Origin of the sequence: Sinomonas sp. P10A9 (genome assembly GCF_041022165.1) — a bacterium.
Classification (GTDB): Bacteria; Actinomycetota; Actinomycetes; order Actinomycetales; family Micrococcaceae; genus Sinomonas; species Sinomonas puerhi.
On record NZ_CP163302.1, the window covers coordinates 784,354 to 807,250 of the forward strand.

Consider the following 22,897-nt stretch of genomic DNA (forward strand, 5'->3'; position numbering starts at 1 on the left):
GCGCGTCATTTCCGGTGCCCGGGCAGCAGCTCCTGCGCCTTGATCTTGAGGCCCTCCTTGATGAAGTCCCACGCGTGCTCGTCGCCGCGCGCTGCACTTTTGGCCGTGTTGAGCGCTTGCTCGAGCGTCGCGTGGGGCGGGATCGGCGGGACGTCGGGGTCCGTGCGCACGTCCAGGACCGTGGGCCGCGTGGCGGTGAGGGCCTGGTCCCAGGCCGAGCCGAGTGCATCCGGGCTGTCTACGGCTATCGCCCCGAGGCCCAGACTCGCCGCGAAGCCCGCGTAGTCGACGTCGGGAAGTTCCTGCGTCATGGGGATCGTCGGCGAGCCGCTGAACGCGCGCAGCTCCCATGTGACCTGGTTGAGGTCATTGTTGTGGAGGACCACCACGACGAGCCGCGGGTCCGCCCACTGCTCCCAGTACCGGGAGACCGTGATGAGCTCGGCGAGCCCGTTCATCTGCATCGCGCCGTCACCCTCGAACGCGATGACCGGCCGGTCCGGGTAGGCGAACTTGGCCCCGATGGCGTACGGGACGGCTGGCCCCATCGTCGCGAGATTGCCGGAGAGACTCCCGCGGACGCCAGCGGAGAAGCGGAGCTGGCGTGCGTACCAGTTGGCGGCGCTGCCGGAGTCGGAGGTGACGATCGCGCTCGCGGGCAGCCGGTCGGAGCATTCCGAGAAGACCCGCAGGGGGTTGACGGGGTCCGCCTCGACCATCGCCTCGCTCGCCATGCTGTCCCACCACTTCGTGACCTTGCCCTCGATGTCCTCGCGCCAGCCGCGGTCTTCCTTCCGGACCAGAAGCGGGATGAGAGCACGAAGCGCCTCGCCGGCGTCGGCCACAAGGTTCACCTCGTACGGGTAGCGCAGGCCGATCATGGTGGGGTCAATGTCGATCTGGACGGCGCGGGCCTGCCCGGCCTGGGGCATGAAGTTCGCGTAGGGGAAGCTCGAGCCGATGGTCAGCAGTGTGTCGCAGTCCCGCATCATCTCGTAGCTCGGCCGCGTGCCGAGAAGCCCGATCGAACCGGTCACGAACGGCAGGGTGTCCGGCAGCGAGTCCTTGCCGAGGAGCGCCTTTGCAACGCCGGCGCCGAGGAGCTCGGCCACCTGCTTGACCTCCTCCGCTGCGCCCCGCGCACCCTGGCCGATGAGCATCGCGACCTTCTGGCCCTTGTTGAGGATCTCGGCGGCCCTGCGGACTCCGTCCATGTCCGGGCGCACATCCGGCCACGAGATGCCGAGGCTTGAGGGGACCATCTTCATCTCGTGGCCCGGTGCCGAGTACTCGAGCTCCTGGACGTCCGCGGGGATGATAACGGCGGTCGGCGCGCGTCGCGCGCTCGCAACCCTGATGGCGCGGTCGAGGACATTCGGCAGCTGCTCGGGGACGGTGACCATCTGGACATAGTCCGAGGCGACGTCCTTGAACAGCGAAGTGAGGTCGACTTCCTGCTGGAACGAGCCGCCGATCGAGGTCCGTGCCGCCTGGCCGACGATCGCCACGACGGGCACATGGTCGAGCTTCGCGTCGTAGAGGCCGTTGAGCAGGTGGATCGCCCCCGGACCGGAGGTTGCGAGGCATACGCCCACGCGGCCTGTGAACTTGGCGTACCCGACAGCCTCGAAGGCGCTCATCTCCTCGTGCCGGGACTGGACGAACAGCGGCCCGGTCCCGGAGCCGAGCGCCGTGACGATGCCATTGATGCCGTCCCCGGGGTAGCCGAAGACCGTGGTGACGTCCCAGGCCTTGAGTCGTTCGAGGAGGAATTCTGCGACGTTCTGCGAAGCCATGTCAGCTCTCCTTTGCTGGTCGGCGTAGGCCCCCGCGGGCTCCGGCAGCGAGCCGGGCAGCCGTTCTTGCGGCGAGGGCCATGATGGTCAGCGCCGGGTTGGCGCTGCCCTGGGTGGGGAGGATGCTGCCGTCGGTGATGAGGAGGTTCGGTACTGCGAACGTCCGGGAGTCGGCGTCGACCACACCGTGCTGCGGATCTGCGGCCATCCGCGCACCACCCACGAGGTGGGCGTAGCGCTCGATCGTCATGACCTCGCTCGCCCCTGCGGCAGTCATGATCTGTTCCATGGTCTGCCGGGCCGCCGCCATGAGCCGGTGGTCATTGCCGCAGCGGCTGTAGGTCACGTGGGCCACCGGCATCCCTCGGTGGTCCGTCTCGGAATCGAGCGTGACTCGGTTCTCAGGCAGGGGCAGGAACTCGCACAGCGCGCCGAGGCACGCCCAGTGCACGTAGTCGGTCATCCGGCGGCGCAGCTCGGCGCCCCAGTGTCCCTGCGCCGCAACGTGCTCGGCCCACGCGATGGGCAGGGGCGAGACCGTCTGGATCGAGTAGCCGCGCCTGTAGGGCTTGGACGGATCGGTCTCGTAGAACTCCTCGGTGCTCGCCTCGGGCGGCGGCGCCTTGTACATGCGCACCTCTTGGGAGAAGCGCCCGCCGGTCTGCGGCGCGCCCTGCACCATGAGGTAGCGGCCCACGAGGTCGTGGTCGTTGCACAGCCCGTCCGGGAACCGCTGCGAGGCCGAGTTGAGCAGGAGCCGCGGCGTCTCGATCGAGTAGGCGGCGACCGCGACATTGCGTGCGCGCTGGAAGCGTTCGACGCCGTCGCGCACGTAATGCACCCCCGTCGCCAGAGCGGTGCGGGGGTCGACGGCGACTCGGGTCACCATGGAGTCAGCGCGGACCTCGGCTCCGTGCGCCAAGGCGTCCGGAACGTGGGTGATGAGCGGCGAGGCCTTCGCATCGACCTTGCACCCCTGGAGGCAGAAGCCACGGTAGATGCAGTGCCGGCGATGCCCGAACCGGCCGTTCGAGATCGCGACCGGGCCCACGCGCGCCTCGATCCCGCAGGCACGGGCCCCGCGGAGGAACACCTCGCCGTTGCCGCCCACGGGGTGCGGGCTGTGGGGGTAGCGGTGGGGGTCGCCCCAAGGCCAGTCCTGGCCCGCTACGGGCAGTTCTTCCTCAATGTCCTCGTAATGCGGCCGGAGGTCCTCGTAGGCGAGAGGCCAGTCGGCGCCAACTCCGTCGAGGGTCTCGGTGCGGAAGTCGCTGGGGTGGAAGCGCGGCGTGTAGCCCGCGAAGTGGACCATCGAGCCGCCTACGCCGCGTCCCGAGTTGTTCGAGCCGAGCGGGATCGGATCGTCGCCGTCGATCACGCGGGGCTCGGTCCAGTAGAGCTTGTGGGATCCTGCCTCGTCGCTCACCCAGTCCCGGTCCGGCTCCCAGAACGGTCCGGCTTCGAGCACGACGACGCTCCATCCTGCCCGGGCGAGGCGCTGGGCGAGAGTTGACCCGCCAGCGCCGCAGCCGACGATCACGAGGTCCACCTCGTCGTCGTCCGAATGGTGCTTCATGCTCTGCGCGACGTCCGGAGCCGCCAGGGGCAGGAGCCATGCGGATTCGTTGCGGCCTCGCACCGCACGCAGCGAGCTCACGCTGTTCCGCCCGCAGCCTCGCCGGGACGTGCGTCCCGTACTTCGAAGCGCTCGCGGCGGTCGAGGCCCAGATTCCCGTATCCGCGCGGGTAGGCCGGGCCGGGGAAGCCTATCTCGTCCCACGCGTGCGGCGACGAGTAGAAGGCCGTGCATCCGTAGCGCAGCCACAGGTTCCAGAGCTGGCCTGCGGGGAGCCCGTGCCACGAGTCCTGCTCGTCCTTCACTGCAGCGAGGATCGCGTCCTGCTGGACGGACGTGGCATCGGCGAACCCGATGCCATAGCGCTCGCGGGCGTCCTCGTCGAGGTGGCGGACCGAGCGGCGCCACACCTCGCCGTCCTCCGGGAGATCTGCATAGTGCCACCCGTCGGTCTCGCCCAAGGCGAGCCGGGCGTCAACGAAGTTCACAAGGGGCACGCGCGGTTCGCCCTCGTGCCCAAGGAGCCTGTCGAGGAGTGCTGCGGCGATGCACTCCTCCGGCGCTGTGAAGAAGGCGACCTCGGGCGGCCGGTCGACGCGGGAGAGGACGAGGGCAGTCGTCGCCTCGTCCCAGTGGTCCTGCTGCTCGAGCGAGCTCTGCCCCGGGAACCTGCGTGCGCCGTCGGGCGCGGGAGCCGGCAGACTCATGGCTCGCGCCTCAGCAGGGACGCGAGCAGCCCCATCCCGCCCACGAGCGTCACCAGCAGTGGGGCGAGCAGGGGCGGCCCAACCTCCGCGTTGTAGCGGAACTCCTTGAACCCGCCGGGGCGCTGGGCGATCCCTCGGAGGTGGAGGTAGGTGCCCTGGAGTCCGTTGGCGATAATGACCGCGCTCGCGAGGGGGAGGGCAGTGTGGGCCATCCGGGCGCTCGCCACGCCGGCGACCCCCGCCGCCGCGCCGATCGGGCCCAGCACGACGGGCGCCCACATCCACGGGTTCCCGAAGCTTGCACGGTCGTGTTCGAGGTAGATCTCCGCGGCCGTGACAAGGGCTCCAGCGGCGGTGAGGCCGGAGAGGGTGCGTTCGAACCGGCCCGTCTCGACGTTGCGGACGAGCCTCTGGATGCCGTGTACGGTGGGTGTCTTGTGCAGGGTCATGCCGGCGAGACCTTCGAACGGCGTGTCACCGCGCCTGTCCCGAATGTGAGGATGCGCATGGGCGTCTTCCTTCCGTCGCAGACCGGGGTGGCCTCCCGGTCTTCTCCTTCGGGGGCCCTACCCGTCGCAGCGCGGTCTGAAACGCCTTCCGCAGACTCAGGTGTCCATCCGCCGCCGGAGCCGGTCGAGCAGTCTGGACAGCAGCCGAGACACTTGCATCTGGCTTACGCCGAGCGTCCGGGCGATCTCGTCCTGAGTCATTCCGCGGAAGAAGCGCAAGTAGATCAGCGTCTTCTCGTACTCTGTCGTGTCCGCGAGTGCGCCCGAAAGCACGTCCATCTCCTCGACGTGCCCATACGCAGGGTCCTCGGATCCGATGACCGCCTTTGTCTGACGGCTCTCGCTCGGGTCCCCAGACGGCTCGCCGTCGTCGATCGGCACACCGACCATTGCCGCGCTCGCGAGCTGGGCCTCGGCCACTTGGGCGGTGGAGATCCCCCCTGCCTCGCTCAGTTCCGCAGCCGATGGATCCCGCCCGTATTCCTGGGTGAGCCGTCCGCGCAGCGCGTTGACCTTCAGCCGCAGGTCCTGGAGCGACCGCGGTGGCCGCACTGTCCATGACTGGTCACGAACGTAGCGTTTGAGCTCGCCGGTGATCGTCGGGACCGCGTACTGGACGAATCCCGGGCCGCCGTCCTCCCGGTACCTCTGGGCGGCTTTGACGAGCCCCAGGCGTGCGACCTGGCGCAGGTCTTCCTGATCGTGGCCCGTGCGCCGGAAGCGCCGGGCGAGGGCATCGGCGAGGCCCAGGTATTCCACGACGAGCGCCTGCCGTGGCGGGCTCTGCGCTGACGTCTCAGCCGCGATCATGGGCCGAGTCCTCCGGCCCGGCGTCGACCAACGCGAACAGCGGGTGGGCCGCGGCGCCAGTGACCCGGAGATCGCCTCCGAGGAGCAGGGCCTGCCGGCGAACCGCCGCAAGGATCTCTGCCCCCGCAGCCTCGACGGCCTCGACGCCAGAGAGGTCGACCAACAGCATTGATCCCGGGCCGAGGGCCGCAAGGAGCCGGTGGAGGACCTCGTTGCCCGTCCCCGCATCGAGCCGTCCCTGAAGCCGAACGGTGGTTTGCCGGGCCTCCGCACCGGGTGCCGGTGCGGAATCTTCTCTCCGAATCATGGTCCCTCCTTCTCACACCGGCGGGATCGCCAGCCCTCGGTACGCTACGGGGATTCGGGGTCCGTTTATTCACCCCTGGGGGTGTATTTATAGGAGCCGCTGGTGGGACCATGAAGGTATGCGGGTTGCGTTGGTCAACGACTACGAGGTGGTGGTGCGAGGCGTGGCCTCGATGCTGCGGACCTACAGGGCGGAGGTCGAGGTCGTGGAACTCGATCTGCGGGAGGACGTGGGGCTGCCGGTCGACATCACGCTCTATGACACGTTCGCGAGCCCCCAGGGCGACCGCCCGAACGTGCACCGCCTGTCACTGAATCCTCGCGCGGGCAAGGTCGTCGTCTACTCGTGGAACATGAATCCGGGCCTGGTAGCAGCAGCGCTCGCCAACGGAGCAAGCGCGTATCTCTCCAAGGCGCTCTCGGCCCGGCAGTTGGTGGACGCGCTGAAGGCGGTATACAGCGGCGAGCACGCCCAGTTGATCAAGCCGAAGAAGGCGGTCACGGTGGTGGGCGGAGACTGGCCCGGCAGGGAAGAGGGCCTCACCCAGAGGGAAGCCGAAGTCCTCGCTCTGATCACCCAGGGGCTCAGCAACGCCGAGATCGTCGAACAGACGCTCCTGTCGATCAACTCCGTCAAGACGTACATCCGCAGCTGCTACCGCCGGATCGGCGTGACCAACCGGGCCAACGCGATCCTCTGGGGGATCGAGCATGGCTTCCGGCCGGACAGGGGACAGATTCGGCACCCGAGGGCATAGTTCCCCACTCCGGCGGGCCTACGCTCCGGCCAGCGGTTCGTCGCTCGAAGGCGTGCCGAGCTCAAGCGCCATCGCGGCGTTGATAAGACCGAAGTGGCTGAAGGCCTGAGGTGTGTTTCCCAGCTGCCGATTCTCGTTCGGGTCGTACTCTTCGCTGAGCAGGCCCACGTCGCTGCGGAGGCTGATGAGGCGCTCGAAGATCTTCCGGCCCTCTTCGGCACGGCCAATTCCGACGAGCGCGGTCACGAGCCAGAACGAGCATGCGAGGAATACGCCCTCATCGCCCGCCAGTCCGTCCGCACCGGAGGACGTCCGGTATCGCAGGAGAAACCCGTCGACGCTCAGCTCCTGCTGGACGGCCTCGACGGTGCCGACGACGCGCGGGTCGTCGTACGGCAGGAAACCGACCCGGGGGATGAGCAGGAGTGCTGCATCGACCTCCGTTGAGCCATATGACTGGACGAAGTGCGTCCCCATGGGATCGAGACCATTGGCGAGGACATCCTCGCGGATCTCGTCCCGCACGCCCCTCCACCTTTCGAGCGGCCCCTTGAGGCCCGAGTCGGTGATCCCCTTGACCATGCGGTCGGCAGCGACCCATGCCATAACCTTCGAGTGCGTGAAGTGCCGCCGCGGGCCCCTCATCTCCCACAGGCTGTTGTCCGGCTGCCTCCACGCTGTGGCGAGGTGATCCATGAGAGCCGTCTGAAGGTCCCAGGCATCATCGCTGCCCAGAGAGTTGCGTGTCAGGGCGAGCACGTCGAGGACCTCGCCCCAGACATCGAGCTGGAGCTGACCCGCGGCGGCGTTGCCGGTGCGCACCGGCGCGGAGTTCTCGTAGCCCGGAAGCCAGTCGAGGGTCGCCTCGGGGAGACGCCGCTTGCCCGTGATCGAGTACATGATCTGCAGGTCCGCGGGATCGCCGGCGACGGCGCGCAGGAGCCATTCGCGCCATGCGACGGCCTCGTCGGTGTAGCCGGTGGCGAGGATCGGTTGGAGCGTGAGTGTCGCGTCCCGCAGCCAGCAGTAGCGGTAATCCCAGTTCCTCTCGTGTCCGATCGACTCGGGGAGCGAGGTCGTGGCGGCCGCGACGATCGCGCCGGTCGGCTCGAACGTGAGGGCCTTGAGCGTGATGAGCGAGCGGACCACCGCGTCCCGGTACATCCCGGAGACCGCGCAGCGCCGGGACCATTCCTCCCAGAACGAGACCGTGCGGTTGAGTGAGGCCTCGGGATCGGGTCGGGGCGTGTACGGCTCGTGGCTGGGCCGCCACGTGAGGACGAACGGGACGCGTTCGCCCTCGCGCACTGTGAACGAGCTTCGCGTCCGGAAGTCGTGGCCCTTCAGCGGCGCCGCCGTGCTCAGGTAGGCCGCATCGGGGCCGGCGATCGCGTGCAGGACTCCACCGCGGCGCCGTACCCAGGGCACTACATGGCCGTAGTCGAACCGCAGCGCGAGGTCCATCTCCATGGCGACTTCGCCTCGCAGGCCCTCGACGATCCGGATGATGTCGACGACGTCATCGCGAGGCGGCATGAAGTCGATGAGGCGCACCGCGCCGTCGTCCGTCTCCCACGTCGTCTCCAGCACGAGGGTGTCGGGGAGGTACCGGCGGGATGTGCATTCCCCTGCATCTTCAGGCGCGAGGCGCCACCGCCCGTGGTCCGGGGTCCCGAGGAGCGCGGCGAAGCAGGACGGCGAGTCGAACTGGGGGAGGCAGAGCCAGTCGATCGAGCCGTCGCGGCCCACCAGGGCAGCGGTTTGGAGGTCACCGAGCAGTGCGTAGTCCTCGATCCGCGACATGAGTCGCACCATACCAAGCACTTCCCGGAGGAGGCAGCGGCCGAGCGTGGTGGGTTGGGTATCGAGGATTCGGGTAATGCCAGAGAAAAACCCACCCCACAGGAGGTGCTCGATGAATTCCACTCAGCTCATATGGCTCATCGTCATTGTCGCGATCATCGTCGTCATCGCAGTTATCGCGGCCGTGGTGGTCGGGCGGCGTCGTTCTGAGGCACACCGTGAGAACCTGCGTCAGCGGGCCGACGAGATGCGCTCTGAAGCCGCGCGCCGCGAGATCGAGGTGCGCGACCGGGAAGCGAAGAGCCTGGAGGCTCGGGCTCGGGCGGAGAGGGCTGACGTCGAGGCCGCCCGTCTCCGGCAGGAGGCCCGGGATCGCAGTGAAGGCGCGGCGGACGCCCGCGCGCGGATCGAGGAGCAACGCCGGAAGGCGGATGAGCTCGACCCCGACCGGAGCAGTGATAGCGATCGCCGGACCGCCGACGACGGCCACACTGCTGCCGACCGTCAGCCTGACCGCCGCGCCGAACACGACCGCGCCGCCGAAAACGACCCTACCTATGACCGCCGTACCGCGGTCGATGGCCGCGCTACTGGCGAGCGTCTGGGTGACCGCCGGGCCGAACACGACCGCGCCGCCGAAGGCGACCCTGCCCATGACCGCCGTACCGCGGACGATGGCAGCGCTACTGGCGAGCGTCTGGGTGACCGCCGCGCCGAACATCACGGCACCCATGCCGCCGACGACGGCACCCATACGGCCGACGACGGCACCCATGAGCGCGACCTTGACCCGAGCGAGACTGGGTCGCGCCGCGACCACCGGTGAGCTTGAACCACGAACGGTGCCTGAGATGACGCGTCGCCGGCGTCCGGCACGCGGCATGGTAGTCCGACGCCGCGCGGGAGCCGGGTTCACCTATTGGGACGGGGACGGCCGGCGGGTCAGCGACCCGGAGACGCTCGCTCGGATCGCGGACTTGGCCGTGCCTCCCGCGTGGCGGAAGGTTCGGATCGCCCGGTCGGGGAGAGCCCGAGTCCAGGCCACCGGAATCGACGCGGCCGGCAGGAAACAGTATGTGTACCACCGGCTCTGGCGCGAGCGGGCGGACGTCCGGAAATTTGATCGTGCCGTGGAGCTCGCCCGCCGGCTGCCGGCGATCCGTCGCGCTGTCACGGAGGATCTCCGAGGTCGCCGCGGAGCCCGCGAGCAGGCCCTCGCGGCCGCGCTGCGGCTCGTGGACCGGGCCGGCTTCCGCGTGGGAAGCAGCCGCTACGCGCGCGAGAACGGCTCGTTCGGCGTGACCAGCCTGCAGCGCCGCCATGTGACGCTTGACGGCGATCTGGTCGCCTTTGACTTCCCCGGAAAGTCTGGTATCCACTGGTACCTCGAGGTCGAGGACGCCGACTTGGCCGCCTATCTCGCCGCGTGCCCTACGGGCACGGCACGGGGCCGGACCATCGGGTTCGACACCGAAACGGGCTTCCAGCCCATCAGCGCTGCCGCCCTGAACGGGTACCTGAGGAGCAAAGCCGGTATCGGGGCGAGCGCCAAGGACCTGAGGACGTGGCGGGGTACGGCAGTCGCGGCTGAGGCCTTGGTCCGGGCAGGCACCCGCGACGCGGACGCAGATTCAGCGTGGCGTGCCGCGGTTGCCGAGGCGGCCGAGTGGCTCCACAACACCCCTGCTGTGGCACGTGGGTCCTACCTCGATCCGCGCCTCCTCCTCGCATACCACGAGGGCCGGATGCCCACGGGCCACGAGCAGGTTTCCGACGCCGTCCTGGCCGAGCTGCTCGAGTCGACCCCGAGAAAGGGGCCAGGCAGGTGAGGGCAAGCACCCGCGGTGCCGAGACACCGAAAACTGCCGCGAGGGAGGTCCAGCCTCTACGTTGGCACCGGCCAGTGCCGCCCTCCACGTCGGCAGGGGTCGAGGCCGCCCCGCGGACGAATCACAACACTTTCGGTTACTTCGATACGCCGAGCGCCAGTGAAGCTGTCGTTTGGGGCATTGAAGCAAGAGCGCGCTCGTGCCTACGGTGGATGAGGAATCGAGCAGCTGGCCATTGGAACATCCGCTATGTACAGCTGACATCGGAGTTGATAGTCATTATGGTCCAGTCGGCGCGATTAGGAAGGCGCCGTGTGCTCGTCACGGGAGAGGACACCGAACTCGCCACGAGGATCGGTGCCGTGCTTGAGCACGCAGGCGCTGTTGTCCAAAGGATCCACAGCACCCCCACCCACGAGCCATCTGGCATGTCCGAGGCCGATGCTGCAGTGCGTGAGCTCGGCGGCCTCGATGTGCTCGTGAATATTGGGCCCGCGTCCCTCCCCGGGGACAACCCAGACCCGGACCGTCGGTCGCCCGAGGTCGAGAGAGCCCTCGAATGGTCCATGGAACGTCTCCTCACCACCACCGAGGCAGCCTTGGCCGCTATGACGGCGGGGGCGAGCATCATCAATGTGGTCTCGCTCTCCGTCCGCACGCTGACGTCCGCGCACCTTGCGCTCGCGGCCGCTGTCGTCGACACGACTCAGGACTTGGCCGCGTTCCTCGCCGAGCGGGGTATCAGGGCGAACGTGGTGTTGGGCGGTCCTTCCCTCGAACCCGCTGTCGAGGCCGCGCTTCACACACACGACGACGGCGACTCTGCCGCCGGTGCCGCGCAGTTCGATGCACTCGTCTACCTCGCGTCCGAGAGCTCGCGATACGTCTCGGGATCGGTGATATCGGTGACACGCACGGCTGACTCTCCCGGGCCGTGCCCCGCGGAAGGGGTCGCCTAGCAGACCGATACGGCCACTGCTCCCACCCCCAGCGAGGAGGACTCGCATGACGTACGTTCAGCAACAGCAGGACATCCTGCCCACCACGCCTTTCGACCTGACCTTGGTCGGCACTCCAAGCGGGACGCCGACAACATCGCCGATGGTTTCCCAGCGCCGCACCGTGGCGCCCCTCGCGGCCGTGATGACACGGACCGCCGGCAAGCTCGCCATCGAGTACCTTGGAGTCGCCGACGCGCTCGCGCGGCGGTTTCGATGCGCTGGACACGATCCGGACGACCTGCGGCAGGTAGCGCGACTTGGCCTTGTCAAGGCCGCCCACCGGTACCGTGAATCGCTTGGCCACGGATTCGTGCCGTACGCGGTCCCGACGATCACGGGAGAGCTCAAGCGGTACCTGCGCGATCAGTCGTGGGTGGTCCGGCCCCCGCGGGGCCTCCAGGAGCTCAGACTCAAGGTCAACGCCCTGCGGCCGAAGCTCGCGCAGGAGCTCGGCCACGATCCCTCTACAGCGGAGCTCAGTACCGCCGCGGGGATCTCCGCGAGCGACGTGGCCGAGGCCCAGATTGCGGATGCCGCGATGGTGGGTCGGCCTGTCGAGCACGGGGACATCTCCGATAACCCCGAGGAACGCCGCATCACCGTGATTCTGGGCAGCAAGGATCCCGGGTACGAGCGGGTCGAGCAGTTGGATGACCTTGCAGAGGCGCTCTCCGACGCCTCAAACGCGGACAAGCGGCTGCTCAGCTTGCGCTTCGTCGACGAGATGACCCAAACCGAGATTGCCCACGAACTCGGCGTGAGCCAGATGCAGGTTTCACGCCTGCTCGGGCGGCTCCTTGGCCGGTTGCGCCGCCGGATGGCCGCTTAGAAGAAGTGTGAACGGCACTGCAGGGGGAAACAGGATGTGCGGACCCACATCCTGTCCAGGGCCCCAGACGAAAGGAGTGCCGTCATGCCGGAACAGAAGACCCCTCCGAGCATCAAGGATCCGGAGATGTATGAGGAGCTGCGCGCCGACGGTGCTTCCAAGGAGAAGGCTGCCCGGATCTCGAACGCGGCTGCCAAGGAGGGCCGAGGCAGGGTGGGGCGCCGCGGCGGGAAGGCCGAGGACTACGAGGACCGCACGGTGGATGAGCTCCGTGACCGCGCGAAGGAGCTCGGCCTGAAGGGCTACTCGTCGATGCGCAAGAGCGAGCTCATCGATGCCATCCGAAACCACTGATCGGTCGGCCGAACGGTACGCGCTCCGCCACCGGCGCGAGACGTATGCCGAGAAGCTGGACCGCAACTGGGCAGAGATCCTCCAGGAGCTCCGCATCCTTCAGACGGGGTTGCAGCTGGTCGCCGGCTTCCTGCTCACGCTGCCCTTCCAGAGCCGCTTCACCGTTTTGGACGACTACTCGCGGACGGTCTATCTGAGCATGGTGGCCACGTCAGCCGTGGCGCTGCTGGTGGTGCTCACTCCCCTGAGCGTGCATCGCTGGCTGTTCCGCAAGCAGGTGAAGGACCGTCTGGTTGCCAGCGGCGCGTGGGCGGCCAAGGTCGCCCTCGGGCTTGCGGCGGTGCTCATCGTAGGGACCTCTGCGCTCATCTTCGACGTTGTCCTGGGGCGCTGGCAGTCGTGGGTGGCCGGGGGATGCCTAGGGGTCCTGTGCATCGTCATGTTCCTTGCCGTTCCCGCTGCGATAACGCGAATCCCCGAGCCTGCCGAACTTCCTGAGACGGAGGCCGTGACCGAGGACCCCGGAGCCACAGGGCACGGACGCACGGCACCGTGACCCTGTGCTGCATGATGCCGCATTCAGGTCAAAAAACGACTCGCCGGCTATTGTGCTTGATTTGCACGGCACTCTACGGTAAGGGCGTGTCCCGCAGAGATGGTCGGAGGCGGGGTGCGCGTCGATCGACAGGAGAGGGCAATGGCAGAGAATGCAGCCAAGGCTGGGCGTCGCGGTGGAGCTGTGGTGCGGTACGAGGACCGCACGGTCATGCAGCTGCGTGCCCGGGCGAAGCAGGTCGGAATGCACGGGTATTCATCGATGCGGAAGGCCGACCTGATCGCGGCACTCCGCAAGCACTGACGCTCACTCGCTGAGCCTCAGGCACTGAGGGCCGGGCACCGACGATTGGTCGCTGGTGGCCCGGCCTTCGTGCGTCCGCGCGGCACTGGCCTAAGTCCCTAGCTGGCCCCCGCCGGCTGCCGTACGCTCGGCCCCATGGCTGAAGCATCTGAATCCTCTCCCCGCGACGGCGGCATCGTGGTCGGCGTCGATGGGTCTCCTCTCTCCATCGCTGCCCTGCATTGGGCAGCGCGCCTCGAATCGACCGTGGGTGGCCCGATCCGGGCCATTGCAGCGTGGCACCCGCCGACGAACGGGGTCGCGTTCGCGCCCTACACGGGAGTCGAGTGGAATCCGGAGGATGACGCGCGGGAGATCCTGGAGACTGCACTCACCGAAGCATTCGGCGACGAGCGCCCCGAGGCCCTCACCGCAAAGGTCGTCGAGGGCTTTCCGGCCAAGGTCCTCATCGATGCGAGCCGCGGTGCCTCGATGGTGCTGGTGGGGTCCAGAGGTCTCGGCGGGTTCATGGGACTGCTGCTCGGGTCGGTGAGTCGCGCCGTCGCGGAGCACGCACAGTGCCCAGTGATGGTGGTCCACGCTCCCGGCGACGCGGAGAAGGCCGGTCCGCAGGAGTGAGCTATGCGCCCGAGGGTCCTTGTGCCCTTTACAGGGTGCATTCTCGGGCGTGTACTGGAATCGGCCAGCGATTCTCGCGCCGGCGCGCAAGCACCGACCAGCACTGACCGAGTCCCCCGGGGGGACCGGGGGTTGAAAGTTGGGAGGAGAGCAAACCATGAAGAAGTGGACGCGCTGGGAGGACTACGTAGCGATCGTAGCCGGCCTGTACGCGGCACTTGCAACGTTGTGGACGACGCAGACCACGTCGTCGACATCGCTCATGCTCGTGTTCGGTGTTCTGCTGGTCGTCTCGGGGGTCACCAATCTGGCCATGCCGAGCACGCCGTGGCTCGAATACGCGCAGTGCGCGTTCGGGGTCCTGCTTTTCGCGTCCCCGTGGATGGGCATGTACACCGCCCACATGGGAGCGTCCTGGACCTCGTGGATCGCTGGCATCATCGCCGCTGGAGCGACAGCCGCAGCCTTCAAACCGGCTATCGACGCTCAGCATCATCGCGTGATGCCTTCGCACTGAGCGAGTCATCTCTTCACATCACACCGGCCGCGGTCCCCTTGGGGCCGCGGCCCTTCCGTGGCCGCATGTTGGTCGCGGGTCTGAGACAGAGTATGGCATTGGATTGCCGCGACGGCGCGGCCAGAGCACCGTCTGCTTGTTGTCGGTGCGGCCAGAAGGTCCGCAGGAACATCGATCGGAGGCGCTACGCTGATCAGGCTTGCCCCTACTAGCTGGAGAAGAGGGCCATGGCTGATACGACGCCCACCGCGCCCAGACGGCAACTCGCCGAGATCTGGTCGGACGGTCTGGGAAGAGCGGGCATCCGCTCCATCCAGACACTCGCCGTCGGGGCACTGGTCTGGGCGGTTGTCTGGATCCTGCTCAGAGTCCCACTCGTCGTCATCCCGGTGTTGATCGCGGCGATCCTTGCCTGTGCCATTGCCCCGCTCGTGGGCTGGCTCCATGCCCACGGATGGCCGCGCGCCTTGGCTGTACTGACCTCGTTCGTGGCGATCCTCGCCGTGTTCGGCGGGGTCATCACGGCGATCGTGTTCCTCGTCCGGGCTCAGGCCCACGAGCTGGCGGACCGATTCACGGCCGGCTTCGAACAGCTCCACGCCTTCCTCAACAATGGGCCTGTCCGGATCAGCGACGAGCAGATTACCCAGGCTCGCGACTCAATCCAGCACTTCTTCACCTCGGGCGGCATCGGGGCCGAGGCTCTCACGGGGGCCCGGACCGCGGGCGAGATCGCCACGTCACTCATCCTCATGGCCGTCATTCTGTTCTTCTTCCTCAAGGACGGCAGGCAGATCCTCGAGTTCCTGCTCGGATTCATGCCTCCCGCGCAGCGCGACACGGCCCGTCTGTCCGCGGAGCGCAGCACGGTTGTCCTTGGCGGCTATGTACGCGGCACCGTCCTGATTGCCGCCGCCGACGCGGTCATCGTCTGCACGGGGCTGCTGATCCTGCGTGTTCCACTGGCCCTCCCGCTGGCTGTCTTCGTGTTCATCGGCGGGTTCATCCCGATCCTCGGGGCAACCCTCGCAGGTCTGCTCGCGGTCGGCGTCGCCCTCATCTCGAACGGCCCCGTGACGGCTCTCATCGTCTTGATCGTCGTCCTTGCCGCGAACCAGATCGAGCACCACCTGCTCCAGCCTTTCCTCATGGGCAAGGTCCTCTCGATTCACGGACTCGCGATCATCCTCGCTCTCGCCTCCGGGACGGTCCTCGCCGGCATCATCGGGGCCCTGCTGGCCGTGCCGGTCACCGCGACAGCGTGGACCGTCATCAAGACGTGGATGGGACGGGACGGGCAGCCTGGGGAAGCCGCGTCTGCCGGGGGAGAAGGACCTGCCTAGAGGGCAATACGGGATGCAGAAACCCCTCTCAGTCCCGCTTGGGCGGGTCTGAGAGGGGTTTGTGGAGCCTCCTAGCAGGATCGAACTGCTGACCTTCTCATTACGAGTGAGACGCTCTACCGTCTGAGCTAAGGAGGCATTCCAGTGCTCCGCGAGGCGGAACCACCGGGAAACTACTCTAGTCGAGTCCTCCGCTCGCGGTCAAAACGGTTCAGCCTTCCCGAACCCGCTTTCCCGAAAGGTGGGTGGCGGCCACCACCCCCAGCGTGGCGGCCGCCGAACACTCAGATACCCGGCCTGCACCGTTATGACGCAAGTTCGTCGAAGTTTGTGGCCCGCCGGTCTCGCAGGCAGTGTGCGCCGCCCGCGCAACAAGCGTGTTCACCCTGTGTACGCGGTGAGTTCAGGCGCACGACGAGCCGGGCTGGGATGCTCGGGAAACCCCGGTCCGGTCCGGGGCCTGCGAGAGGAACGAGGTCCGATCAGTGACGCTCCACCTGCGGTCCGCGCACGAGCGCGAGACGCGTCTAGCCGTGCTGGACATGAACGGCACGACGATGACCGACGGCGGCGCGGCTGAACGCGCCGTCGAGCGCGCCCTGCAGGAGCGCGGCGTGCAGGGGGCCCGGCTCGACGACGCGCTGGTCCGGTCCCGTCGAAGCGCGGGGCTGGACCGCTCCGAACTGTTCGCGACGATCTTCGCGGGCGACGTCGGCGCCGCCCACGCGGCGTCCCGCACCTTCTCTGCGGCATACGACGCGATGATCGCCGACGGTGCCATCCGGCCGATCCCGGGTGCCGAGGACACCGTCCATGTGCTGCGCGACCACGGGCTCAAGGTCTGCCTCGTCACGGGCTTCGGCCGCCACACCCAGAACAGCATCCTCGAGGCCCTCGGGTGGATGGGGCTTGCCGATCTCTCCCTGTGTTCAGAGGACGCAGGCCGCGGGCGCCCGTACCCTGACATGATCCTCACTGCCGTCCTGGCCCTCGACGTCGAGGACGTCCGCGATGTTGCGGTCGTCGGGGACACAGTGGCGGACATCACGTCGGGACGCCGGGCCGGTGTTGGCGCAGCCTTCGGCGTGCTCACGGGCGCCAACACCGAAGATGAGCTCCGTGCTGCGGAGGCGGACGCCGTCGTGCCCTCGATCGTCGACGTGCCGGGGCTCCTCTGGCCCGTCCGCACGACGGTCCTGAGCTAGTCCCGCCTCAGGGGCGCGCGCCGGCTCAGCAGTGCACGCCGTCGGCGGGTGCCTTGTGGTCCACGAGGTATGCGTCGACGTTGTTGTCGACGCACGTCGAGCCGCGCCCGTAGGCCGTGTGGCCCTCGCCCTTCCACGTCAGAAGGGCAGCGTTCCCGAGCTCGTTGCGCAGGTTGCCGGCCCATTCGTACGGCGTGGCCGGGTCTCCCGTCGTGCCGACCACGAGGATCGGGCTATGGCCCGAGTAGTGCGCCGGCGCTGGCGTGCGCACGGGCTGGTAGGGCCAGTCACGGCAGTTCACGCCTCCGTAGGCAAAGAACTCGCCGAGCGTGGGGGAGGCCTGCTTGAGCTCCTCGGCCTCGGCCCGCATCCCGGCCGTCGTCGAGTCGGTGGGATAGTCGAGGCAGTTGTACGCCGTGAAGGCGAACGAGCTGTTCGAACTGTAGGTGCCGTCTTGCTCACGGTCTGCGGCGATGTCTGCGAGGCGCAGCATGCCGCTGCCGTCCCCCCGAAGGGCGCCCTTGAGCGCCTGCGTGAGGGCAGGGTAGTTGCTGTCGTTGTACAGGGGCAGGATGAACCCGTTGACGAAGTCGATGCTGTTGACGATCCGGCCGCTGCTCGTGGACATCGGATGGGCGTTTACCGAGGTGAGCAGGGTCTGGATCTGCGCGACGGCGCTGTCTTCCGGACCGGACAGCGGGCAGTCTGACTGGGACACGCACGATCGGACATAGGCGTGGATGGCTGCCTCGAAGGCGCGGGCCTGGCCCAGCGTGATCTCGTGGTTGCCCAACGCCGGGTCCAGCGCGCCGTCGAGCACCATACGGCCCACCCGGTCCGGGAACAGGCCCGCATACGTGGCACCGAGGAACGTGCCGTAGGAGTAGCCGAGGTAGTCGAGTTGCACCTGGCGGGCAGCGGCGGCGCGGATGACGTCCACGTCCTTCGCGGCGCTGATCGTGTCGGTGTGGGCGAGCATCGGTCCGGTGTTCGCGACGCACGCGTCGATGAGCTGCTTCTGCTGTGCGAACTCTTCCTGCAGGCCGGCATCGGTCTCGGGGTCCGCCGTGACCTGCCGGAGCGCGTCCCGCTGGGTGTCGTTGAGGCAGGTGACCGGGGCGGAGCGCTTGACGCCGCGTGGGTCGAACCCGACAACGCTGTATGCGTCGAGCAGCTTGGCCGAGAACATGGTCTGCACGGAGTCCTTGACCAGGTCATACCCCGAGCCGCCCGGCCCGCCCGGGTTGACCAGGAGGCTTGCCTTCGCGTTGCGGCCCGTGAGGCGGATGAGGGCCAGCTTTGCCGTGTCTGCCGAAGGCTTCGCGTAGTCGACCGGGACCTCAACGGTCGCGCACTCGAACTTGCCGCCTTCGCACGGCGACCACTGCACCGGCTGCGTGTAGAACCGCTCGAGTCCCGCGGGAGCTCCCTGGGTGGCCGCCGCATCACCGCTCGGCTGGGACGCGCCCCCGGTGGACGGCGTGCATCCCGTGAGCACAAGTAGTGCGGAGACCAGTGCTGCCAGCACAGGGCCGAGCATCGAGCCCGACCGGGGCCGCGGGGAAGCAGGGGTCGTCACAGGTCTCCTCGGAGCAGGGCCACGGCCATCGCCTCGACCGCGAGAAGCGGAGCGACGTTCGTGGTGGTGATGCGCTGGCGGGTGGTGTTGATGGCATCCATCCGGGCCAGCGTGGCCTCAGGGGTGGACGTCTCGGCAAACTGGCGGATCTCGGCGCCGAGATCGGCGTTGACCGGCTCGACGCCGCCGTCGAGCTGGACCATGAGCACGTCCCGGTAGAACGAGAGGAGGTCCGTGAGCGTCCGGTCCAGGGAATCGGTCACCGAGCGCTTGGCTCGGCGCTTCTGATCGTCCTCGAGCTGGCGCAGCTGGGACCGCAGGGAGGGCGGGAGCCTGTCACCCTCGGCGACTCCCAGAGTCTCGAGGAGCCTGGCGCGTTCTGCGGCGTCACGCTCGTCGTTGGACGCGGTCGCCTCATCCGTGGCAATCGTGACGAGCTTCTCTGCGAGGGCCACGGCCTGGGAGACGGTCCCGAGCGCGAGCGGCGCGCGGACCGTCTCGGAACGGCGCTCCCTGGCCGCGGTATCGTGTGCGAGTCTGCGGGCTATCCCGATGTGGCTCTGGGCGGCGCGTGCCGCCTCGAGCGCGAGGGCGGGGTCGGCGCCGTCGCGCTCCACGAGCAGGTCAGCGACGTCCTGCACCGGGGGGAGCCGCAGTCCGACGGGCCGGCAGCGCGAACGGATCGTCACGAGCACGTCGGCGGGCGAGGGTGCGCACAGCATCCACACCGTGCGCGGTGTGGGCTCCTCGATCGCCTTGAGCAGCACGTTCGTGGTGCGTTCCGCCATGCGGTCGGCGTCCTCGACCACGATGATGCGGTAGCGGCCCGTCTGTGGCCGGTCGCCGGCCTTGGCGACCATCTCGCGGGCCTCGTCGATCGTGATCGTGACCTTCTCGGTGCGCACGAACTCGACATCCGGGTGGGTCTCCGTGAGTACGGCATGGCAGCTCGGGCACACGCCGCAGCCGCGCGCCGTGACGTCGTCGACCTCGCAGTTGAGGGCTGCCGCGAACGCCTTGGCGGCCGTCGACCGGCCGGAACCGGGCGGCCCCGTGAACAGCCATGCGTGCGTGAGGCCTTCTCCTGCGGCCGCCCGGCGCAGCTGTTCGACCACGGGCGCCTGGCCGCGCAGATCGTCCCAGACGGTCACGCGCGGGTCCCGTCTCCCGCGCGCAGCACCGAGCGGACGCCCTCGGCCACGGCCGAGGCGAGCTCGTCGGCGGGCCGTGCGGCGTCGAGCACGAGGGACGACGCCGGGTGCGCCGCGGCGAGCTCGAGGAAGGCCTCGCGGACGCTGTGGTGGAAATCGTCCGGCTCCGACTCGAGGCGATCCTCGGCAGCGTCTCCGGCGGTGCGGCGGGCGCGTCCCTGCGCCGCGTCGAGGTCCAGCACCACTGTCAGGTCCGGCCAGAGTCCCTCGGTCGCCCAGTCGTTGAGCCCGCGGACCTCTTCGGCGCCGAGCCCCCGCGCGACGCCCTGGTAGACGATGGAGGAGCCGATGTAGCGGTCCGTGATCACGACGGCGCCCCTCGCCAGTGCGGGCCGGATGGCCTGCGCGACATGGGCGGCCCGTGCGGCGGCGAAGATGAGGGCCTCGGTGCGGGAATCGATCTCGCCATGCCCGTGCTCGAGCACGAGGGCACGGAGCTTCTCTCCGATGTCCGTCCCGCCGGGTTCCCTCGTGAGCAGGACCTCGCGGCCCTCGGCCCGGAGCGTCTCGGCCAGCAGCCGCGCCTGCGTGGACTTGCCCGCTCCGTCCCCGCCTTCGAAGGCGACGAAGAGCCCCGGGGCGGTCGGCGCAGCGGGGCGGGCGGGCGGAAGGATAGGGAGGTCACCGGGGGAAGTCACTGCCTCAAGCCTACCGGTGGTTGAGTGCCCGGCCGGCCGGGGGCGGCCTGGCGTGGACAACGTCCGCAGCCCTCGTCAACGCAGCATCAGGACATGCCGCAAGCGGGCCGGTATGACGGCGACTGCGGATGCGGCGTTGCGGATGGCTAGATTGGGAACCATGACCTCTGACCCCGTCTACCCCCACCTCGACGACGCCGCCCTCGCCGCCCTTTCTCCCGAGACCCTGACCGTCGCGGCGGGCAGGCCCGAGCGCGGTCCGGATGCCCCGGTGAACCCCGCGATCGTGCTCTCGTCCACGTTCATGGGCCTCGGCGGGGTCGGCGAGGGGTCGCGGGGGTATGCGCGCTTCTCGAATCCCACGTGGGATCCCTTCGAGGATGCTCTGGGCAAGCTCGAGGCCTCGCCCCTCCCGGCGCTCCTGTTCAGCTCTGGAATGGCTGCGGTCGCTGCGGCGATGAGCCTCGTTCCGGTGGGCGGCGTGCTCGTGGCCCCGCGGCACTCGTACTCGGGCACCCTCGGGCTCGCGCAGCTCAAGGCGGAGCGGGGAGAGCTCACCCTCCTCGAAGTGGACATCGATGACACCGAGGCGGCTTCTGCCGCTCTTGACGGCGCCGACGTGCTCTGGGTCGAGAGCCCGACCAACCCCATGATGGAGGTCGCGGACCTCCCCGCACTTGTCGCCGCAGCGCGTGCGGCCGGGGTCCTGACGATCGTCGACAACACGTTCTCGACCCCGCTGGGACAGAAGCCCCTCGCGGTGGGTGCGGACGTCGTCGTGCATTCCGCGACCAAGTACCTCGCCGGGCACTCAGACGTGCTCCTCGGCGTGGCCGTCGCGGCGAGCGAGCAGCTGCGCGGGCGCCTGCACCAGCAGCGCACGCTCCACGGTGCCATCGCGGGCCCCTTCGAGGCATGGCTCGGGCTGCGCGGGCTCCGCACCCTCGCGCTGCGGGTCGAGCGCTCGCAGGCCACCGCGGGGGAGCTCGCCCGCAGGCTCGAGGAGCACCCCGCCGTCGCGCGTGTGCGCTACCCGGGGCTGCCCTCGGATCCCGGCCACGAGCGGGCGGCGGCCCAGCTGACCGGCTTCGGATCGATCGTGAGCATCGAGCTCGACGACGCCGCGGCCGCTGACGCCTTCGTGGCCCGCCTCGCGCTCTGGCTTCCCGCCACCAGCCTGGGTGGCGTCGAATCGACGATCGAGCGGCGGCGCCGGCACGCCGCCGAGCCGCTCACCGTCCCCGAGGGCCTCGTGCGCCTCAGCGTGGGAATCGAAAACGTCGAGGACCTGTGGGAAGACCTCCATCAGGCCCTCGGCGCAGGGCTGTAGGCTGATCTCGTGGACGGCAAATTCCTCATCGCATGGATCCAGTACGGCACGTTCTATGTGACCGGGCTGATCTGCGCCGGGGTCGCGGTGTGGGGGTTCATCGACTGCCTCATCCGCAAGGGACCCGCGTTCGAGGCGAACCTCAAGCGGACCAAGGGCTTCTGGCTCGGGCTCACGGGCGGAGCTGCCTTCGTGACCCTGCTCGGTCTGGCCCTGCCCCAGGGCAGCGGCTTCATCTTCGGCTTCGGTGGGTACGGACTGTTCAACATCGCGGCCGTCACGGCTGCGGGCGTCTACCTCGCCGACGTCCGCCCCGCGGTCGCCCGCCGCTGACGTCCCTCGCCGCCGAGGCCGGGTCTCCTCACGCGGAGATCGGGCCGAGCGTGCCTGAAGCCGCCCGCTGCGCCCGGATAGGCTGATCTCCGTGGTGGAGAAGGCGAGGCCGGTCCGGACTGCTTCTGGGCACAGAGGGCGCGGCGTCGTCGGCAACGTGACCAGGGGGACCACGAACCCCAATCGCATGCGCAGGGTGGATCGCTGGATCACGGGAACCCAGGCCAGACGCCTCCTCTCCCACCCGCCCCGACCGCACGCCGTCGACCTCGGCTACGGCGCCTCGCCGATCACCGCCGTCGAACTGTTCACCCGCCTGCGCCACGTCCGCCCTGACCTGAGGCTCACGGGGATCGAGATCGAGCCACGCCGGGTTGCGGCCGCAAAGCCCCTCGAGCGCGATGGCCTCGACTTCCGCGTCGGCGGATTCGAGCTGCCCGTCGAGGGCCGCCCGGTCCTCGTACGCGCGTTCAACGTGCTGCGGCAGTACGAGGAGTCCGACGTCTCCGGCATCTGGGACCTCGTCCGTTCCCGCCTCGCGCCCGACGGAATCTTCATCGAGGGCACGTGCGACGAGATCGGTCGGCGCGCGGCGTGGGTGACGCTCGACGCCGCGGGGCCGCGCGCGCTGTCCCTCGCCGTGCGCTTCGGCTCGTTCGACCGCCCGTCCGATGTGGCGGAGCGCCTCCCGAAGGCGCTCATCCACCGGAATGTCCCGGGGGAGCGCGTCCACGCTTTCCTCTCGACGCTCGACGCCGCATGGCTGGCCGCCGCTCCGCTCGCGCCGTTCGGGGTGCGGCAGCGCTGGCTCGCGATGTGCCGATCGGTCAAGGCCGACGGCTGGCCCGTGCTTCACGGTCCCAGTCGATGGCGGCTTGGGGAGTTCACGGTTGCGTGGGAGGCCGTGGCGCCGGACGGCCCCCGCTGAACGGGCCCCCCGTCTACACGGGGTGATGTCGGGCCCACACGGGGTGATTTCGGGGGTT

General features: G+C 68.8%; 25 protein-coding genes and 1 tRNA gene. 15 read left to right on the plus strand and 11 right to left on the minus strand.

The window, feature by feature from the left end:
* Window positions 1-5: 5 nt before the first annotated feature.
* From AB5L97_RS03585 to AB5L97_RS03610, 6 genes are all read right to left on the minus strand, one after another.
* Window positions 6-1,796 carry a thiamine pyrophosphate-requiring protein gene (locus AB5L97_RS03585; protein WP_369046495.1) on the minus strand — a complete coding sequence of 597 codons (1,791 nt, stop codon included), beginning with the start codon at window positions 1,794-1,796 and terminating at the stop codon, window positions 6-8.
* A 1-nt stretch (window position 1,797) separates the two neighbouring features.
* Complete coding sequence (locus tag AB5L97_RS03590; RefSeq protein ID WP_307959102.1) at window positions 1,798-3,453, minus strand: GMC family oxidoreductase; 1,656 nt, start codon at window positions 3,451-3,453, stop codon at window positions 1,798-1,800.
* Complete coding sequence (locus AB5L97_RS03595) at window positions 3,450-4,079, minus strand: gluconate 2-dehydrogenase subunit 3 family protein (RefSeq protein ID WP_369046496.1); 630 nt, start codon at window positions 4,077-4,079, stop codon at window positions 3,450-3,452. Before AB5L97_RS03595 ends, AB5L97_RS03590 begins: the two co-directional genes overlap by 4 nt.
* Window positions 4,076-4,528, minus strand: coding sequence for a hypothetical protein (locus AB5L97_RS03600; protein WP_369046497.1), 453 nt, complete (start codon window positions 4,526-4,528; stop codon window positions 4,076-4,078). Before AB5L97_RS03600 ends, AB5L97_RS03595 begins: the two co-directional genes overlap by 4 nt.
* Window positions 4,529-4,684: 156 nt before the next feature.
* The gene (locus tag AB5L97_RS03605) at window positions 4,685-5,398 is read right to left on the minus strand and encodes a sigma-70 family RNA polymerase sigma factor (protein ID WP_369046498.1); all 714 of its coding nucleotides are present in this window, start codon (window positions 5,396-5,398) and stop codon (window positions 4,685-4,687) included.
* Window positions 5,385-5,705 (minus strand): STAS domain-containing protein, encoded by a 321-nt coding sequence (locus AB5L97_RS03610; RefSeq protein WP_369046499.1) that lies wholly within the window; start codon window positions 5,703-5,705, stop codon window positions 5,385-5,387. The genes AB5L97_RS03605 and AB5L97_RS03610 overlap by 14 nt, the downstream gene beginning before the upstream one ends.
* Before the next feature lie 118 nt (window positions 5,706-5,823).
* Between AB5L97_RS03610 and AB5L97_RS03615 the strand changes: the two genes are divergently transcribed.
* Window positions 5,824-6,462, plus strand: coding sequence for a response regulator transcription factor (locus AB5L97_RS03615; RefSeq protein WP_307959107.1), 639 nt, complete (start codon window positions 5,824-5,826; stop codon window positions 6,460-6,462).
* Between the two features lie 18 nt (window positions 6,463-6,480).
* Here AB5L97_RS03615 and AB5L97_RS03620 read toward each other — a convergent pair whose 3' ends face one another.
* The gene (locus tag AB5L97_RS03620) at window positions 6,481-8,265 is read right to left on the minus strand and encodes a glycoside hydrolase family 15 protein (protein WP_369046500.1); all 1,785 of its coding nucleotides are present in this window, start codon (window positions 8,263-8,265) and stop codon (window positions 6,481-6,483) included.
* 112 nt (window positions 8,266-8,377) lie between these two features.
* Here AB5L97_RS03620 and AB5L97_RS03625 point away from each other — a divergent pair, with 112 nt between their 5' ends.
* From AB5L97_RS03625 to AB5L97_RS03670, 10 genes are all read left to right on the plus strand, one after another.
* Window positions 8,378-9,091 (plus strand): hypothetical protein, encoded by a 714-nt coding sequence (locus AB5L97_RS03625; RefSeq protein WP_369046501.1) that lies wholly within the window; start codon window positions 8,378-8,380, stop codon window positions 9,089-9,091.
* A 55-nt stretch (window positions 9,092-9,146) separates the two neighbouring features.
* Window positions 9,147-10,094, plus strand: coding sequence for a DNA topoisomerase IB (locus AB5L97_RS03630; RefSeq protein ID WP_369047345.1), 948 nt, complete (start codon window positions 9,147-9,149; stop codon window positions 10,092-10,094).
* 314 nt (window positions 10,095-10,408) lie between these two features.
* A complete protein-coding gene (locus AB5L97_RS03635; protein WP_307959111.1) occupies window positions 10,409-11,053 on the plus strand; it encodes an SDR family oxidoreductase in 645 nt (214 codons plus the stop codon).
* A 46-nt stretch (window positions 11,054-11,099) separates the two neighbouring features.
* Complete coding sequence (locus AB5L97_RS03640; RefSeq protein WP_307959112.1) at window positions 11,100-11,924, plus strand: sigma-70 family RNA polymerase sigma factor; 825 nt, start codon at window positions 11,100-11,102, stop codon at window positions 11,922-11,924.
* Between the two features lie 84 nt (window positions 11,925-12,008).
* Complete coding sequence (locus AB5L97_RS03645; RefSeq protein ID WP_307959113.1) at window positions 12,009-12,278, plus strand: DUF7218 family protein; 270 nt, start codon at window positions 12,009-12,011, stop codon at window positions 12,276-12,278.
* On the plus strand, window positions 12,259-12,834 hold the full coding sequence (locus AB5L97_RS03650) for a DUF6328 family protein (protein WP_369046502.1): 576 nt from the start codon (window positions 12,259-12,261) through the stop codon (window positions 12,832-12,834). Before AB5L97_RS03645 ends, AB5L97_RS03650 begins: the two co-directional genes overlap by 20 nt.
* A 141-nt stretch (window positions 12,835-12,975) precedes the next feature.
* Window positions 12,976-13,137, plus strand: a complete 162-nt coding sequence (locus tag AB5L97_RS03655; protein WP_307959115.1) for a Rho termination factor N-terminal domain-containing protein — start codon at window positions 12,976-12,978, stop codon at window positions 13,135-13,137.
* Window positions 13,138-13,272: 135 nt separating this feature from the next.
* Complete coding sequence (locus AB5L97_RS03660) at window positions 13,273-13,755, plus strand: universal stress protein (RefSeq protein WP_307959116.1); 483 nt, start codon at window positions 13,273-13,275, stop codon at window positions 13,753-13,755.
* 157 nt (window positions 13,756-13,912) lie between these two features.
* Window positions 13,913-14,272, plus strand: coding sequence for an SPW repeat domain-containing protein (locus AB5L97_RS03665; protein ID WP_307959117.1), 360 nt, complete (start codon window positions 13,913-13,915; stop codon window positions 14,270-14,272).
* A 227-nt stretch (window positions 14,273-14,499) separates the two neighbouring features.
* On the plus strand, window positions 14,500-15,615 hold the full coding sequence (locus AB5L97_RS03670) for an AI-2E family transporter (protein WP_369046503.1): 1,116 nt from the start codon (window positions 14,500-14,502) through the stop codon (window positions 15,613-15,615).
* Window positions 15,616-15,677: 62 nt separating this feature from the next.
* On the opposite strand, the gene AB5L97_RS03675 is transcribed toward AB5L97_RS03670, so the two are convergent.
* Window positions 15,678-15,753 (minus strand) — tRNA-Thr (locus tag AB5L97_RS03675).
* 347 nt (window positions 15,754-16,100) lie between these two features.
* On the opposite strand from AB5L97_RS03675, the gene AB5L97_RS03680 reads away from it, so the two are divergent.
* Window positions 16,101-16,820 (plus strand): HAD-IA family hydrolase, encoded by a 720-nt coding sequence (locus AB5L97_RS03680; RefSeq protein ID WP_369046504.1) that lies wholly within the window; start codon window positions 16,101-16,103, stop codon window positions 16,818-16,820.
* A 25-nt stretch (window positions 16,821-16,845) separates the two neighbouring features.
* Here AB5L97_RS03680 and AB5L97_RS03685 read toward each other — a convergent pair whose 3' ends face one another.
* Genes AB5L97_RS03685 through tmk form a run of 3 tightly spaced genes read right to left on the minus strand, consistent with a single transcriptional unit; the run spans window position 16,846 to window position 20,224 of the window.
* Window positions 16,846-18,399 (minus strand): alpha/beta hydrolase, encoded by a 1,554-nt coding sequence (locus tag AB5L97_RS03685; protein WP_369046505.1) that lies wholly within the window; start codon window positions 18,397-18,399, stop codon window positions 16,846-16,848.
* On the minus strand, window positions 18,396-19,550 hold the full coding sequence (locus tag AB5L97_RS03690) for a DNA polymerase III subunit delta' (RefSeq protein WP_307959121.1): 1,155 nt from the start codon (window positions 19,548-19,550) through the stop codon (window positions 18,396-18,398). The genes AB5L97_RS03685 and AB5L97_RS03690 overlap by 4 nt, the downstream gene beginning before the upstream one ends.
* Window positions 19,547-20,224, minus strand: coding sequence for a dTMP kinase (tmk, locus tag AB5L97_RS03695; protein ID WP_423246838.1), 678 nt, complete (start codon window positions 20,222-20,224; stop codon window positions 19,547-19,549). Before tmk ends, AB5L97_RS03690 begins: the two co-directional genes overlap by 4 nt.
* 184 nt (window positions 20,225-20,408) lie before the next feature.
* Between tmk and AB5L97_RS03700 the strand changes: the two genes are divergently transcribed.
* The 3 genes from AB5L97_RS03700 (at window position 20,409) to AB5L97_RS03710 (ending at window position 22,839) form a co-directional block, all read left to right on the plus strand.
* Window positions 20,409-21,578 (plus strand): trans-sulfuration enzyme family protein, encoded by a 1,170-nt coding sequence (locus AB5L97_RS03700; protein ID WP_307959123.1) that lies wholly within the window; start codon window positions 20,409-20,411, stop codon window positions 21,576-21,578.
* 9 nt (window positions 21,579-21,587) lie between these two features.
* Window positions 21,588-21,911, plus strand: coding sequence for a DUF2516 family protein (locus AB5L97_RS03705; protein ID WP_307959124.1), 324 nt, complete (start codon window positions 21,588-21,590; stop codon window positions 21,909-21,911).
* Between the two features lie 187 nt (window positions 21,912-22,098).
* Entirely contained in the window at window positions 22,099-22,839 is a 741-nt protein-coding gene (locus AB5L97_RS03710) for a class I SAM-dependent methyltransferase (protein WP_369046507.1), read from the plus strand.
* Window positions 22,840-22,897: the final 58 nt, after the last annotated feature.